The 14,128-nt window shown below is 66.9% G+C and carries 15 protein-coding genes; 4 read left to right on the top strand and 11 right to left on the bottom strand.

Annotated elements, in window-relative coordinates; genetic code table 11:
• Positions 1 to 198: 198 nt before the first annotated feature.
• From AB4Y84_RS02530 to AB4Y84_RS02490, 9 genes are all read right to left on the bottom strand, one after another.
• Positions 199 to 819 (bottom strand): hypothetical protein, encoded by a 621-nt coding sequence (locus AB4Y84_RS02530; protein WP_336028827.1) that lies wholly within the window; start codon positions 817 to 819, stop codon positions 199 to 201.
• 35 nt (positions 820 to 854) lie between these two features.
• Entirely contained in the window at positions 855 to 1,508 is a 654-nt protein-coding gene (locus AB4Y84_RS02525; RefSeq protein WP_312107896.1) for a hypothetical protein, read from the bottom strand.
• Between the two features lie 3 nt (positions 1,509 to 1,511).
• On the bottom strand, positions 1,512 to 1,853 hold the full coding sequence (locus tag AB4Y84_RS02520; protein ID WP_180167226.1) for a type II toxin-antitoxin system prevent-host-death family antitoxin: 342 nt from the start codon (positions 1,851 to 1,853) through the stop codon (positions 1,512 to 1,514).
• Positions 1,854 to 1,948: 95 nt separating this feature from the next.
• On the bottom strand, positions 1,949 to 3,415 hold the full coding sequence (locus tag AB4Y84_RS02515) for a surface lipoprotein assembly modifier (protein ID WP_442249730.1): 1,467 nt from the start codon (positions 3,413 to 3,415) through the stop codon (positions 1,949 to 1,951).
• A gap of 90 nt (positions 3,416 to 3,505) precedes the next feature.
• On the bottom strand, positions 3,506 to 4,270 hold the full coding sequence (locus tag AB4Y84_RS02510) for a Slam-dependent surface lipoprotein (protein ID WP_442243668.1): 765 nt from the start codon (positions 4,268 to 4,270) through the stop codon (positions 3,506 to 3,508).
• A gap of 56 nt (positions 4,271 to 4,326) precedes the next feature.
• Positions 4,327 to 7,437 (bottom strand): TonB-dependent receptor, encoded by a 3,111-nt coding sequence (locus AB4Y84_RS02505; protein WP_363733457.1) that lies wholly within the window; start codon positions 7,435 to 7,437, stop codon positions 4,327 to 4,329.
• A gap of 233 nt (positions 7,438 to 7,670) precedes the next feature.
• Entirely contained in the window at positions 7,671 to 8,624 is a 954-nt protein-coding gene (locus AB4Y84_RS02500) for a FecR family protein (protein ID WP_442243669.1), read from the bottom strand.
• A gap of 82 nt (positions 8,625 to 8,706) precedes the next feature.
• On the bottom strand, positions 8,707 to 9,210 hold the full coding sequence (locus AB4Y84_RS02495; RefSeq protein ID WP_394195549.1) for an RNA polymerase sigma factor: 504 nt from the start codon (positions 9,208 to 9,210) through the stop codon (positions 8,707 to 8,709).
• Positions 9,211 to 9,338: 128 nt separating this feature from the next.
• Positions 9,339 to 10,265, bottom strand: coding sequence for a LysR family transcriptional regulator (locus tag AB4Y84_RS02490; protein ID WP_442243670.1), 927 nt, complete (start codon positions 10,263 to 10,265; stop codon positions 9,339 to 9,341).
• Positions 10,266 to 10,415: 150 nt separating this feature from the next.
• Here AB4Y84_RS02490 and AB4Y84_RS02485 point away from each other — a divergent pair, with 150 nt between their 5' ends.
• The 4 genes from AB4Y84_RS02485 to AB4Y84_RS02470 all read left to right on the top strand — a co-directional run bounded on the left by AB4Y84_RS02485 (position 10,416) and on the right by AB4Y84_RS02470 (position 13,232).
• Entirely contained in the window at positions 10,416 to 11,282 is an 867-nt protein-coding gene (locus AB4Y84_RS02485; RefSeq protein WP_134832649.1) for a pirin family protein, read from the top strand.
• A 68-nt stretch (positions 11,283 to 11,350) separates the two neighbouring features.
• Positions 11,351 to 12,031 (top strand): hydrolase, encoded by a 681-nt coding sequence (locus AB4Y84_RS02480; protein ID WP_394195546.1) that lies wholly within the window; start codon positions 11,351 to 11,353, stop codon positions 12,029 to 12,031.
• An 80-nt stretch (positions 12,032 to 12,111) separates the two neighbouring features.
• Positions 12,112 to 12,753, top strand: coding sequence for a hydrolase (locus AB4Y84_RS02475; protein WP_442243671.1), 642 nt, complete (start codon positions 12,112 to 12,114; stop codon positions 12,751 to 12,753).
• Positions 12,754 to 12,833: 80 nt separating this feature from the next.
• Positions 12,834 to 13,232, top strand: a complete 399-nt coding sequence (locus AB4Y84_RS02470) for an OsmC family protein (RefSeq protein ID WP_025874386.1) — start codon at positions 12,834 to 12,836, stop codon at positions 13,230 to 13,232.
• A 78-nt stretch (positions 13,233 to 13,310) separates the two neighbouring features.
• On the opposite strand, the gene AB4Y84_RS02465 is transcribed toward AB4Y84_RS02470, so the two are convergent.
• Together AB4Y84_RS02465 and AB4Y84_RS02460 are read right to left on the bottom strand one after the other, a co-directional pair.
• Positions 13,311 to 13,640, bottom strand: coding sequence for a hypothetical protein (locus AB4Y84_RS02465; protein WP_442243672.1), 330 nt, complete (start codon positions 13,638 to 13,640; stop codon positions 13,311 to 13,313).
• A 97-nt stretch (positions 13,641 to 13,737) separates the two neighbouring features.
• On the bottom strand, positions 13,738 to 14,128 hold a 391-nt coding region (locus AB4Y84_RS02460), incomplete at its 5' end, for a putative porin (protein WP_442249729.1).

Raw genomic sequence — 14,128 nt, 5'->3', positions numbered from 1 at the left:
GCGTGGAACGCCTGTACCAGGCTCGGTGGCGATGCCTGCGATGCGGCAGATGCCGGGCCACCGCCCACCAGCGCGCAAAGCGCCAATGCGGAAGGCAGCAGGACGGGATGAAAAAATGCAGGTCCGTGCATGGTGTTCTCCTTGGTGATTCGTTGCGTGCATACACCTGGCATGGCCTGGCGCTGCCGTTGATGCGGACTAGTCGGCGCGGGTCAACTTCCCCGGGCTCCAGCGATACACCCAGGCATGCTGACCTTCCGGTGGGCAGGCCACCTTGCCACGCACGCACAGCTTCGAACTGCGGGTGCTGTTGAAGGTCACGCGGATGCGGTCACCGTCCATGGTGATCGTTTCCATTTCGCCGGGAATGTGCACAACAGCGTCATCGGCGTAGCCGGAAGCGCGGATCAACGCGTAGGTTTCATCGTCATAGGCGGATTTGCCGGGTGACGTGGCCTGGCCTCGTGCATCGCCTTCGGCCAGCGGGGTCATCACCACCAGCTCGTTGAGCTGCATCGCGCTGCCGGTCTGGGTCGCGGTGTAGAGATAGATGATCTCCGGGCGGCCGTCGCCATCGAGGTCGGCATTGCCGGCCCACAGCGGGCGGTAGTCGTACTGGCTGTCGGTGCCCGGGTGCAGGCGCAGCGATGCCTCGGCGGTGCGGCGTGCCTTGTCGTAGCTCATCGGCTCGTTCGGCGCCTCGGCCTTGGCGTCGGCCGGCGTTGCATCCTGTGCCAACAGCGGCGCCGCCACCGTCAATGCCATGGCCGCCACCAGCGCGCGCAGGCCAGTGGCCTGCCAGTGCTTCCGCTCGTACATCCGTGTTCCTCGATCAATGAATCTGCGGGCTCGGATCATCGCACAGGCGGGCCGGCAAGCGGCGTACTGTCAGCATGCAGTTCCATCGCGCGCATGACGATGGGCTTGGCCCAGTCCGGGGTGTGCAGCAGCTCCACCACCGACACCGGATACTGCAGGCCCTGGCGATCCAGCGCCAGCACCGGCAAGGGGGCAACACGTCCGTAGCGATCGGCCGGCGCGCTGTTGTCATACACGTGCAGTTCGGCCAGGTGCGGCATCAATGCCAACAGGTTCTCGCGTGCGGAATCGAAGCGCGCGCGGATCTTGTCCTGCGGGATATCATGGCCACCGGCGGCAACGCGGGCCGCCACGCGGGCAACATGCAGTTCGACGGTGGCCAACCCGCAGAACCAGATCGCCACGTCGTGCTGGCTGCAGGCCTCGCGCAACAGGCGCGGAATGGTGTTGCCGCCCAGGGTGGTTTCAAAGGCGAAGTCGCTGCCGTCGGCGATCGCCTGGCGCAGCCGTCTTGCGCCCTCCTGCCACGCTTCAGCGTTGGCTTCGGCCAACGGCCAGCCCGCCGCCACCAGCCGTCGGGTGAAGCTGTCCGGGTTGTACCAGCCCAGGCCGTCGGCCTCCAGCCAGGTGCCCAGCAACGAACTCTTGCCGGCGCCGTTGACGCCGGCCAACGCCAGGATCCGCCCCATGATTCAGAGCGGACGGCCGAGCGCGACCTTGTGGCCGCGGCGGATCGGCTTGCCCATCACCTTGCCCAGCCCCTCACCCTGCTGCAGCCCGGCCAGCGCCTGGTCGAACTCGGTACGCAGGCGCGAGAGCACGTCGCTGCGCTCCTCGCTGTCACTGCCGCTGGCCCTGGCCAACAGCTCCTGGTAGGTCTTGATGTCCACGATCACCGCCTCGGGGTGATTGTGGTTGGTGATGACCAGCGCCTGCTTCTCGCGCACGGTACGCATCAGGCTGGGCCAGCCACGGGTCTTGACCGAGGATGCCGGGGCCTTGTCGAGGCCGGGCAGGTCGAGCGGGAGGGTCATGGCACGGCTCCAGCGGAAGGATATGCGGCCACTATACCCAATTTGGCCAAATTGGGGATTAATGGACTGCCCCCCCTCCTGCCTCGCCCAACGGCTCAGAACGCCCGTTCCCATTTCAGGCTCAGCAGACTGCGGTCGTGGCTGTACAGCCAGTCTACGTTGCTGTCGATGCGTGCGTAACGCAGGCTCAGGCTGGGGACCAGCCCAGCTACGGCCAGGCGCTCGCTGCGCACGATGGCGATCAGGTTCTGCTCGCTGTCCTGCCGACGCGCCTCCAGCAACGGGCTCCAGGCATCGTATTCACGCTCACGCAGCGACACGAACACCGTGGCCGTGGTGCCGCTCCACTGGYGCGCTGCGCCCAGGCGCAGGCCGCGTTGCCGGTAGCCATTGGCGGGATCGGCGGCGCTGCTGTCACTCAGATCGGCCCCGGCAAACACCGTCCAGCGCGGGTTGAGCGCGCGGAACCAGGTGGCATAGATCGCCGCCAGTTCACCGTCGTAGTTGCTGGCCACGCCCTGCTGTCGATAGCGCTGGCGTTTCCAGTCGGCTTCCAGTTTCAGCAGGCTGCGCGCATCTGCGGCGAACTGCCATTCGCCATGCATGCCGGCACCGCCCTGCAGCGCGTGGTTGCCGAGCCCCTGGTAATCGTAGCTGGGCGCCAGCAGCAAGGTATGCCGTGCGCTGCGCCAGCTGTAGCCGGCCTGCACGGTGGCATTGAGCTCGTTGTAGTCGCTGTGCCCACGCCACGCCTGGCCGAACGCCAGCCCGCGCAGGTACAGCCCATGGTGGCCGGCCAACGGCAGGCGCCGTTCCAGACTGGCGTCGTAGTCCAGGCCGAACGCTGCCTGTGCATCGGGCAACCGGCGTTCGATGAAGCAGGTGGTGCCGTCACCAAACAGGCAGGTGCGGCTGGCCGAACTGCGGTTGACGTTGTCGCTCCAGGCGGGGCCGGCGGCGATGCCACCCTTCCAGCGCTGGCGTGCATGCAGGGCCTGCAGGTAGCCGTCCACCCGCGTACGCACGCCCGCCGTTGCAGGGTCGCCGCCATCGATGCCGGCTGCGATCGCCTCGAACAGGGTGATGGCATCGCGGTCGCGCTGGTCCTCTGCATACACACGCGCCAGTTCCAGCCGCGCCGGCAGGAAGTCCGGCTGCGCGGTGAGCACGGCCTCGTATTCGGCCGCGGCCTTGCCGTGCTGGCCACCCACGCGCGCCAGCGCACCCTGCGCGTAGTGGCGCAGCAGCGGATCGTGGCCAGGCAGTTCGATGTACTCGGCAAGGAAGGCGGCCGCGGCCTGCCATTGCTGGTGCTGCAGCGCGAGATAGAGCGCCTGGCCGAGATCGTCGACAGTGCGCTCCACGCGGTACTGCTGGCCGTCGAGGGTGATGGTCGGTCGCTCGTGTTCGGCCTGGCGCAGGCGCTGCTGGTCCTGCTGCTGATGACGCAGCTCGCTGCCCTGTTCGAGCACACGGCGCAGGTCATCCTGCTGGGCGTGGGCCACGTTGAGCGACCATGCCAGCAGCAGGACGACAAGAACAAGAAAGAGAAGGTGGCGCATGTTCGATCCGGTTGAAGCACTATCGCGGGCCGAAGCAGGGACTGGCGGATCGCGGCTTGTCCCTGCCCTGCCCCGTCAGGGGCGTGGCGATCAGTTCTTGCTGCCGCCGAAGGCGGTGTCGTACTGGCTGTTGCCGGCGAAGGTGGCGATGCCGGCCAGGGCGGCGGCGTTGGCACCGAAGAACTGGCCCTGGGTGCTGCCCGACACCGAGCCGTTGGCCACGGCCGTGCCTGCGAAGGACGCATTGGCGCTGCTGATGGCAGCGTTGACGCCCACGGTCAGGCCGCCACCGGCGATCTGGCCGCGCAGGGTGCCGGCACCGAAGTCGGCGCGGAACGCACCGGTCAGCAGGTTGCTGCCGTTGAACTTGTTCAGGCCCGCCACGCTGTAGGTGGCCACGCCTGCCGGCAACGTGGTGCCCGCACGGTCACCAGCGAAATAGACCTGGCGGTTGTTGAAGCCACCGGCGGCGCCATCCTTGGACCATTCACCAAACCAGACATCGCCGCTGCCCACCTTGACGAAGTTGAAGTGACCCATGCCGGCGTGGTTGCCCGGGGTGCCGGTGATCGGCATGGCCAGGGTGCGCACGGTGGTGCCGTTGACGGTGGTGGGTGCCGAATAGGCGCTCAGGCCCTGGAAGTCCACGCGGGTGCCACCGGATACGGTGCCGACGCCGATGCCGGCCTTGCCAGCGACGTGCGGGCCACCATTGACCTGCGATTCGCCGACGTTGACGTTCAACTGCGGATCGGTGACGGCGCTGGCGGCGCCGACGATATCGGCAGCGTGGGCGGCACCGGCCAGGGCCAGGCTGGCGGCCACGGTGAGCAGGGAGCGGGAGAACATTTTCATGGAAAAACTCCTTGGATTGAGGGAACTACAGGTACAACGCTTGAATCGGTGAGGCGTCAGAAGCGCGCGGTGACTGCGAGCTTGAGGGTGCGACCGGGCGCCGGCAGCGTGGAGCGCGTGGCCGGGTCGACGTAATAGCGGTTGCCGAGATTGCTGCCGACCAGTTCGACGCTGGCGTGGTCGTTGAAGCGCCAGCGCGCATAGGCATCCACCGTGGTGATGTTTCCCCAGGTGAACGGCACGTTCTGCCACAGCAGGCTGCTGCCGCCGGCCAGCAAGCGGTCGCGGTAAGCCTGCAGGTCCGGGTTGTGGTGACGCCGGTAGTGCACGATGCGGCTGCCCAGTTCCAGCCGCTCGTCGAACAGGCGGGTGCCCAGCGACAGGTTCACCGACAGCTTCGGCACGGCCTGGGTCAGCAGATAGCCACCGACGAAACCGTCCTGCACGCAGTTGGGCACCAGGCCGCGGTTGGCATCCAGCTGTACTGCGGTGCTTTCGTCGCACACTTCGTTTTCAAGGGTGCGGGCGATGCCCAGGTCGCTGAAGAAACGTCGGTTGTCGAAGCGCGCCTGCAGCTCAATGCCGCGCAGGGTCTGCTTGTCGATGTTGTCGAACAGGAAATACGCATCGCGCTCGATCACATCGCGGGTTTTCTGCACGTAGTAGCTGAGCTTTACGTCCGCATCGGCGGTGCCGCCGAACAGCGCAGAGAGGTTGTGCACATAACCCAGCTCGTAGTTGTAAGCGTGTTCGGGCTTGAGCGGATACAGCGGATTGAGGCTGCTGGAAAACGCGATGGTGCTTTCGAACATGCTGGGGAAGCGCTTGGCCTCGGTGTAGCGGGCATACAGGCGCGCAGTAGGTGAGAAATGCACGGTGGCCGAGAACGTGGGCAGCCAGGCATGGTCGCGGCGGCGGCTGTTGTGCGCCTGCACCGCCTGCCCCTGCACGGCGTTCTGCACGCGGCAGGTCTGGTCGGTACCGAGCACCATCGGCAGCAGCCCGGGGATGGCGGCCACCTGGCCGTTGAGGCAGGGGTTGCTGGCTCGCGTGTAATTGCCATCGGCATCCGCTGCCCAGGCGATGCTGTGCTCCACCGGCACCGGCGTTTCGTACTTGCTCAGCAGGTTCTTCAGCAGGTCGTCGACCAGCGAGCCCATGCCGATGCTTTCCCAGAACTCACGCTCCGATTCGATCGCATCGATCTCTCCCTGCAGGCTCGCAGGGCGAGGCGGCAGCTCATTGACCCGGTATCGCGCCTCCTTGCTGCCGACACTGCGGGTCAGCAGCTCCGGATGCGCCTGCAGGAAATCGTCGAACGCCCAGTAGCGGCTGTAGCGCACACCGGCGTTGAGGGTAAGGAACTCGACCGGCCGCCATTCCAGGCTCAGGTAGCCTTCGCCTTCCTGGCGCCGGCCGGCGCGCGGGTACATGCGCCAGCCGTCGGTAACGCCGAAGTACGGATCGCCCGAACGCAGCGTTTCGTACTGCCAGTTGCCACCTACGGTCAGGTCAAGCGTGGAGTGCAGGCCGAAGCGGTTGCTCAGGGTCAGGCCGGTACGGTCGTTACGGGCATTGGCCAGCGCGGTGTTGCGCAGGATCGGGCTGCGGCTGGGATCCCAATCGGGGTTGCCCGAGGCGAAGTTGGGGAAGCCACCGGCGGTGTAGGTACCGCTGTTGGTTTCCGTTCGCCACAGGTTGGCGCGCAGGTCGAGCCAACGACTGCCGGCCGGCTGCCAGCGGTATTCCAGGTTCCAGGCATCGGAATCGACCCGGCTGAGCGGCCACTGGATGCGCCCGTAATCCGGTGCGGACAGGATGCGCGAGGGCATGATCTCGCCATAGTGCGAAAGCGTGTGCCGCCAGGTGGCCTTGAGCTGCTGGTCGTCGGTGATCTGCCAGGTGGCCTTCAGCAGCCACGACTCCTGTTCGCTGGACGTATTGGGGACTTCATCACCCGGCTTGAAGTAGCGCGCCAGCGTAGTGATGTAGTCGATGCCCTGGTATTCGTACTGCTCGCGCGGGTCCTGGTCGTAGTACGCACTGCCCTTGCTGCCGGAGAAATAGTTGCCGCGCTTGCGCCACGCGTAGGCCGCCATCACGTCCACCCGCTCACCGCGCCAGCCCAGCGCCAGGCGCCAGGCCTGGTCATCGCCATCGAACGGGTTGTCACCACTGCGCGATTTCACTGGCACCACCAGGGTGCGGTCAGCATAGGGCGAGGCCGGCGACGACTGCGGGAACCCCTCCACCGTGCGGTAATCCTCGCCGGTGTGCAGCCGTGGCAGGCGCGGTGAGACCGCATTGCTGCTGCCTTCGATCTTCAGCTCCCCGCCGAAGCGCTCGCCGGTCGGCACGATGTCGTCGACGTCAAGGGTCTTGATGACCATCGCTCCGCCGATACCGCTGTGTACATCGCGCACCAACGCTGGCCCCTTGATGACCTGGATGCCACCAATCAGGTTGGGATCGATGTAGTTGCGGTTGCTGACGCCGTTGTAGCCCCGCCAGACGGTCAGCGCCTGCTCGCCGCCGTCGATGCTGACCGGCACCCGTCCCGGCCCCTGGATGCCGCGGATGTTGAGGTCCAGCGCGCCGCTGTTGCGGGCATCGCCGCTGAACACACCGACCAGATCCTTGACCACATCGGCCGGGTTGGCGCCGCGATAGCGCTCCACCCGGTCGCGACCGGAATAGGCCGTGCTCAGGTCGAGCGCGAACACGTCGTCGTATCCCCAACGATCACGTGTTTCGCCGCCGTCGGCCTGCAGGCGCCCGCCCACCTTCAGCGTGTCGGTGACCACCACCCCGCCGTCATCGGCGGCGGCCTGCAGGGTCCAGGTGCCGCCCGGCTCCTGCTGCGCGCGCAGGCCACTGCCCTGCAGCAACTGATCCAGTGCCTCGGTGGGGCTGTATTGGCCCTGCACTGCGCGCGAGCGCCGCCCTTCCACCAGATCGCTGCGGAACACCACCTGCACCTGCGACTGGCGACCGAAGCTGCGCACTGCGTCGGCCAAGGCTTGTTCGGGAATGGCATACGCGCGCACGGACGCAGTAGCGGCCTGGGCGCGGGCGGTCGGCGCCCAAGCGAAGGGAACCAGTGCCGTGGCGATGGCCAGGGCGAGGACGGTGGCGCGGCGATGACGGGCGGATGCCGGGAACGGCATGAACGGTGACTCCTCAAGGTGGCGGGACCGTGCGCACGTCGGGTGCACGCGGTTCGGTTGGCTTGAGAAGAAACGCGGTTTCGCTCTGGCTATACCATTAGAGACAACGTGGAGCCGGAACTGCCCACGGTTTTTTGTTGATCGTCAGATCATCCACGCATGGCGTGGATCTACCATGCGCCCCAGTAGATCCACGCCATGCGTGGATGAACCCACCCGCTACTCCCGTGGCATCACCACACCAACAACGCGCCGCCAGGCAAGCGCTGGCTGCGCAGACCGGCCTGCTGGGCCACCGCGGCGATGGCTGCATCCGGCTGCTGCAGGTGGAACAACCCGCTCACCGCCACCTGCGCGCCCTGACCGCGCAGAACCCAGACCGGCGCACGTCGATAGCGGGCAAGGCGCTCGATCGCCTGTTGCGCAGGCAGATCACCAATGACGACCTCGCCGCGTCGCCACGGTGCGATGGCCTCCACATCGGCCAGCTGCAGCGGCTGCAGCCAGCGGCCATCGCGGAACGCGCGTGCCTGCCCGGCCTGCAGTCGCTGCGCGGCGACATGACCCGGCCTGATCTCCACTTCGCCCTGGCTGACCTCGGTGGTCACCACGGCATCCTGCAGTGCAACGCTGAACGCCGTGCCGATGTCACGGATCTCGCCACCGCCGGCCTCCACCCGGAACGGTCGTGCTTCGTGCGCCACCTGGAACCAGGCCCTGCCACGCAGCAGCTGCAGGCGGCGCTGGCCGGCGCTGAAATCAAGCGCCAGCGCACTTCCTGCATCCAATATGGCAGTACTGCCATCCTGCAGCTGCACCGTGCGCGGCGCGTTGTCGCTGCGCACATCGCTGCGGACCAGCAGCCATGCGTGCGGCGCCACCGTCACCGAAAGCAGCAGCACCGCCGCACTGGCCAGCAGCCAAGGCAGTCGACGCCGCGGCTGCAGCGGCCGCAGCGCGGGTTCGGCGGTCAGCTCCGGAAGCGCAGCCAGGACATCCGGGCCGGCGGCATCCAGGCCCTGCCAGAAGGCCTGCTGCTGGCGCCAGGCATCGGCATGCCGGGGATCGGCCTGCAGCCAGCGTTGCAGGGCGCGTTGCTGGCGCTCCGGCAACCGGCCCGCATTGCACCGTATCACCCAGCGCAACGCCTGCCTGGCCTGACGCGGCGAGGGTATGGACGTAGTCATGATTGTGGCCCGCGGCACCACCAACGGGTGCGCCTTACAGTTGAGACAACGGCGAGCGGCATCTGCCCACAGCACATGCCGGTCATGCCCGGCTTCCCCGCTGGTGCTGCTGGATGAGCAGGGCCGCGCGCAGCACGTACTTGCCCACCACGCTCTTGGAAATACCCAGGCGCTCGGCGATCTCGCGTTCGCTCAGCCCCAGGTAGCGGTTGAGCACGAAGCACTCGCGCACCTGCGGCGGCAGCGCCAGGATGGTCTGGCTGATCTCGCGCAGCTGGGCCTGGTCCAGCGCCTGCGCCTGGCCATCAGTGCTGGCATCTGCCAGGTTGCTGGCGTACTCCGCCATCGCCCGCCGTTCGCGCGCGTCGGCCTGGCTGCGGTTGAGCGCGTGGTGGTAGGCCATGCGGTACAGATAGCCACGCGGTTCCAGGATCGGCGGGTCGCCGGGCACGCTGCTGGCCTTCAGATAAAGGTTCTGCAGCGTGTCCTCGGTACTGGCCGGGTCGAGGTAGCGGGCAATGAAGCGGGACAACGCACGGCGCTCGCGGATCAACAGCTCGATCAGCGCCAGGGCATTGGGAGACATAAGTGCCAAGGCCGGACCGGGGAATGATGGGCGTGATGGCGACGGTCCGGACGTGGATTGTGGGCCGCGCGGCGATGCGCGGCAAGCGAATCCCCGAACCTCATCCATGCATTGCGTGGATGTGTTGCCTACGGTTCCTGCAGCGCATCGAAACGCTCGGCCAGGTAATCGATCAACGCGCGCACCGCCGGCAGCAGGCCGCGCCGCGAGGGGAACACGGCATGCACGATGCCATGCCTGGGCTGCCACTGCGGCAGGATCGGCACCAGCGCGCCGCTGGCCAGTTCGTCGGTGATCATCATCCGCGGCAGCATCAGCACGCCGACACCGGCCACTGCCGCACTGCGCAGGGCGATCATGTCATCGCTGACCAGCCGCGGGCGGTGGTGCACGCTGGCCGTCACCTCCTCTGGCCCGGCGTATTCCCAGGCATGCACCTGTGCTGGCGATGCCAGGTCCACGGTCGGCATCATCGCCAGATCGGCCGGCACCTTCGGCGTACCCAGGCGCTTGAGCAGGGTCGGACTGGCAGCGGTGCACCAGACGCGACGGGCCAGCACGCGCACCACCAGATCACTGTCTTCCAAGGGTGGCGGGCGCACACGGATGGCCACGTCCACGCCCTCGCCCACCACGTCCACGCGACGGTTGGTGGCATCCAGCTGCAGGGTCACCTGCGGATGCAGGGCCAGGAAGTCGGCCAGCATGTCGCCAATGCGCGCGTGCAGCAGTGCGATCGGACAGGCCAGCCGCAGGGTGCCGCGTGGCTCTGCGCGTGACAGGGCGATGGCCTCCTCGGCCGCTTCGGCCTCCACCAGCATCGCCTTGCAGTGCCGGTAGTAGTCCTGGCCGATCTCGGTGACCGAGAAGCGGCGGGTGGAACGTTGGATCAGGCGGACACCCAGCCGTTCCTCCAGCAGGGCGATGCGGCGGCTGAGCTTGGACTTGGGCATGGCCAGTGCGCGCCCTGCCTGCGAGAAGCCGCCATGCTCGACCACCATGGCGAAGTAGAACAGGTCGTTCAGATCGCAGCGGCGGATGTCGGCGATGAACACGGGACGATCTCCTGCGGCCCTTGCTGGGCCTCCATCGTTCACGAAATAGGACTATGACGGCAAATTCTGCCGACTACCGGGCCCATTGTCACGTCGATATCGTCTCCGCAACGAAAAACAGCGACCGGTTGCCCCGGTCAGGAGATCGCCATGAAGCGTGTCACCGGTACCTACAGCGCCCCCCGCCCGCACTGGGTGGGCGACGGCTTCCCCGCCCGTTCGATGTTCTCCTACAACACCCATGGCCAGCACCTGAGCCCGTTCCTGCTGCTGGACTACGCCGGGCCGTACAGCTTCCCGCCCAGCGAAACCCCGCGGGGGGTCGGCCAGCATCCGCATCGCGGCTTCGAGACGGTCACCATCGTCTACGAAGGCGAAGTCGCCCATCGCGACTCGACTGGTGCCGGCGGCACCATCGGCCCGGGTGACGTGCAGTGGATGACCGCTGCGTCCGGCATCCTCCATGAGGAATTCCACACGCCGGAATTCAGCAAGCGCGGCGGCACCCTGGACATGGTGCAGCTGTGGGTGAACCTGCCGGCCAAGGACAAGATGGGCGCACCGGGCTACCAGACCCTGCTCGATGCGCAGATTCCTTCAGTGGCCTTGCCCGACGGTGCCGGCCGCGTACGCGTCATCGCCGGGACATTCGATGGCCATGCCGGCCCGGCCCGCACGCATACCCCGATGGACGTGTGGGACATCCGCCTGCTGCAGGGCCAGCACGCCGAGCTGCCGGTGGCCGACGGCCGCACCCTGGCGCTGGTGGTGTTGAAGGGCACGGTGCGGATCAACGGTGGCCAGGCAGTCGGCGAAGCACAGCTGGTGACCTTCGACCGCAGTGGCGAAGACGTGTTCATCGACGCCGACAGCGACGCCACCGTGCTGCTGCTCAGCGGCGAACCGATCGATGAGCCGGTGGTGGGCTATGGCCCGTTCGTGATGAACACCCAGGCCGAGATCAGCCAGGCCGTCAACGATTTCAACGGCGGCCGCTTCGGCCAGATTGCGCACTGATCCACTGCATTGCGGCGGGCAACCGCCCGCCGCTTTCCGGGCCTTCGCCCCTCCCCAGGAGACTGACCATGAGTACCCCCGCCAACTTCAACGGCGCCCGCCCGGTGATCGACCCGGACAACGCCGCGATGTTGCTGATCGACCACCAGAGTGGCCTGTTCCAGACCATCGGCGACATGCCGTTCACTTCGGTACGCGCGCACGCCACCGCCCTGGCGAAGATGGCCACGTTGGCGAAGATGCCGGTGATCACCACCGCGTCGGTGCCGCAGGGGCCGAACGGCCCGCTGATCCCGGAGATCCATGACGCCGCACCACATGCGCAGTACGTGGCGCGCCGCGGCGAGATCAACGCGTGGGACAACGCCGAGTTCGTCGCCGCGGTGAAGGCCACCGGCCGCAGGCAGCTGATCATCGCCGGCACCATCACCAGCGTCTGCATGGCCTTCCCCTCGATTGCCGCCGTCGCCGACGGCTACCAGGTGTTCGCGGTGGTCGACGCCTCCGGCACCTATTCGAAGATGGCCGAGGAAATCACCCTGGCGCGCGTGGTGCAGGCCGGTGTGGTGCCGATGGATACCGCTGCGGTCGCCTCGGAAATCCAGCGCACCTGGAACCGCGAGGACGCCCAGCAGTGGGCCGCGATCTACACGCAGATCTTCCCCAACTACCAGCTGCTGATCGAGAGCTACCAGAAAGCGCAGGACGTGCAGAAGAACCACGAGCAGCTGGATTCGCAGCGTAGCTGAGCCCGCTGCATCCACGACGATTTCCGCCTGCCGGCACGCCGCCGGCTCCACCGCAAGCCAACCCAGACCAGGACATCCCCATGGCCAGTGAACCGATCCGTGACCCCGTCAGCGACCACCTGCTGACCCCGCAGAATTCCGCCTTCATCATCATCGACTACCAGCCGGTACAGGTGAACTCCATTGCCTCGATGGACCGCCAGCTGCTGGTCAACAACATCGTCGGCAGTGCCAAGGCGGCGGTCGCCTACGGCCTGCCGATCGTGCATTCGACCGTGAACGTGCAGACCGGCCTGAACAAGCCGCCGATCGCGCAGCTGCGCAAGGTGCTGGGCGACTACCCGACCTACGACCGCACCACCATCAACTCCTGGGAAGATGTCGAGTTCCGCAAGGCGGTGAAGGCCACCGGCCGCAGGAAACTGATCATGACCGCGCTGTGGACCGAAGCCTGCCTGACCTTCCCCGCGCTGGATGCACTGAAGGAAGGCTATGAGGTCTACGTGGTGGTCGATGCGGTGGGCGGCACGTCGCTGGCCGCGCATGATGCCGCGCTGCGCCGCATCGAACAGGCCGGCGGCCAGTTGATCAGCGTGACGCAGCTGTTCTGCGAACTGCAGCGCGACTGGATGCGGGCGGAGACCGTGCCGGCCTTCATGAATCTCTTCATCGAAACCGGTGGCACGGCCGGCATCCAGTTCTCGTACGATCGTAGCGAGTGATTCCTTGGCGGCTCCGGCTCCGGCTGGCGCCGCCTTTTCCTGCAACCGAGCATGGCTCGGCCCTACAACCGGGGATTCCCATGGCCTACGCACGCATTGTTTCGACCGCCGACAACTACCTGCACCACATCAGCAACGGCCATTTCGATGTCGCTGCCGATGAACCCGCTTCACTCGGCGGCCAGGGCAAGGGCTTCGCCCCGTTCGACCTGTACCTGGCCTCGCTGGCCGCGTGTACCGCCATCACCCTGCGCATGTACGCCCAGCGCAAGGGCTGGGAGCTGGGCGAGTTCCACGCCGAGCTGCGTTCCGAACGTGATGCGGATGGACGCTTCCATGTGCACCGCGTGCTGCATGCCACCGCCGAGCTGAGTGATGCGCAGTGGCAGCGCCTGCTGGAGGTGGTGGAGAAGACCCCGGTGACGCTGGTGATGCGCGAGGGTGCACGGATCACCAGCGAGCGCGGGGCTGCTGCCTGATCGCCGGGCATGGCCCGGCGCTACCGGAGGAGCCTGGCGCCATCAGGTAACGCCGGGCCATGCCCGGCGGCCCTGGTTTCAACGCCGCGAATGCAGCACGGTTCGCTGGCGCATGGCGTTGAACTCCTGTTCGACCTGCTGGATGTCTTCGACCTGGAAGCCGGCGGCATCGAGCAGCTGATCGGCCGCGGCGGCAGCCAGCGGATCATCCTCGCGCTGGCGCCAGCAGCGCGCCGGCAGGAAATAGCCGACCTCGCTGCGCCCGCGCATGATGACGACCGGGCGCCCTGCATACAGCAGGAATTCGGCCAGGTGCTGGCGCAACCCCTCCACCGAGACATAGGCCGGCCCGATGCCCAATGCCTGTGCGGTGGGCTCGGAACTCTCGAACAGCTTGCGACGGCTCATCCACTCCTCCTTTGTGCAACGCGTGGTCTTCCTTCCTTAGACGGGCGCGTCGCCGCGCCCCCGCCACACGTGTCGTGACTGCGATCACGCTGTCCGATCAGAAACCGGTATTGAACTCCAACTGGAACACGTCGATCGACAACGGCGGGCCCGACACTTCCTTGGCCGCCATCCACTTGCCGCTGATCCAGCTGCGCGCGTCCAGCGCATAGGCGCCGCCCACGTAGTAGCCGCGCGCATTGGTGCCGCCCAGGTGGAAGTTCGGATCGTTGTAGGCATCGGGCAGTGCGTCGGCCTCGATCCGCTTGTAGCCCAGCAGGGCCTGCCACTGGCCCTTCTCCTTCAGCTCGGTTGCGCCGAAGGTGGCCTGCAGCATCCAGGCGGTGTCGCCGCTGCGGAAGGTGTCGATGCTGGCACTGCCACCGGCACCGTAGTTGTTGACGATGCCGTTGTTGGCCCGCGCGAACATGGCCTGCTTGTCATAGGCC

It is taken from the genome of Stenotrophomonas sp. 2YAF22 (assembly GCF_052114665.1).
Taxonomy (GTDB): Bacteria; Pseudomonadota; Gammaproteobacteria; order Xanthomonadales; family Xanthomonadaceae; genus Stenotrophomonas; species Stenotrophomonas indicatrix.
The sequence above is the reverse complement of the archived record's forward strand: the minus strand, read 5'-3'. Positions and strand labels throughout refer to the sequence as shown.

Excerpts from the sequence above, each read along its gene's own strand:
- AB4Y84_RS02485 (WP_134832649.1), top strand. The coding sequence starts at position 10,416 with ATGAAGCGTGTCACCGGTACCTACAGCGCCCCCCGCCCGCACTGGGTG.
- AB4Y84_RS02500 (WP_442243669.1), bottom strand. The coding sequence starts at position 8,624 with ATGACTACGTCCATACCCTCGCCGCGTCAGGCCAGGCAGGCGTTGCGC.
- AB4Y84_RS02470 (WP_025874386.1), top strand. The coding sequence starts at position 12,834 with ATGGCCTACGCACGCATTGTTTCGACCGCCGACAACTACCTGCACCAC.
- AB4Y84_RS02505 (WP_363733457.1), bottom strand. The coding sequence starts at position 7,437 with ATGCCGTTCCCGGCATCCGCCCGTCATCGCCGCGCCACCGTCCTCGCC.
- AB4Y84_RS02530 (WP_336028827.1), bottom strand. The coding sequence starts at position 819 with ATGTACGAGCGGAAGCACTGGCAGGCCACTGGCCTGCGCGCGCTGGTG.
- AB4Y84_RS02475 (WP_442243671.1), top strand. The coding sequence starts at position 12,112 with ATGGCCAGTGAACCGATCCGTGACCCCGTCAGCGACCACCTGCTGACC.
- AB4Y84_RS02520 (WP_180167226.1), bottom strand. The coding sequence starts at position 1,853 with ATGACCCTCCCGCTCGACCTGCCCGGCCTCGACAAGGCCCCGGCATCC.
- AB4Y84_RS02480 (WP_394195546.1), top strand. The coding sequence starts at position 11,351 with ATGAGTACCCCCGCCAACTTCAACGGCGCCCGCCCGGTGATCGACCCG.
- AB4Y84_RS02525 (WP_312107896.1), bottom strand. The coding sequence starts at position 1,508 with ATGGGGCGGATCCTGGCGTTGGCCGGCGTCAACGGCGCCGGCAAGAGT.
- AB4Y84_RS02495 (WP_394195549.1), bottom strand. The coding sequence starts at position 9,210 with ATGTCTCCCAATGCCCTGGCGCTGATCGAGCTGTTGATCCGCGAGCGC.
- AB4Y84_RS02465 (WP_442243672.1), bottom strand. The coding sequence starts at position 13,640 with ATGAGCCGTCGCAAGCTGTTCGAGAGTTCCGAGCCCACCGCACAGGCA.
- AB4Y84_RS02510 (WP_442243668.1), bottom strand. The coding sequence starts at position 4,270 with ATGAAAATGTTCTCCCGCTCCCTGCTCACCGTGGCCGCCAGCCTGGCC.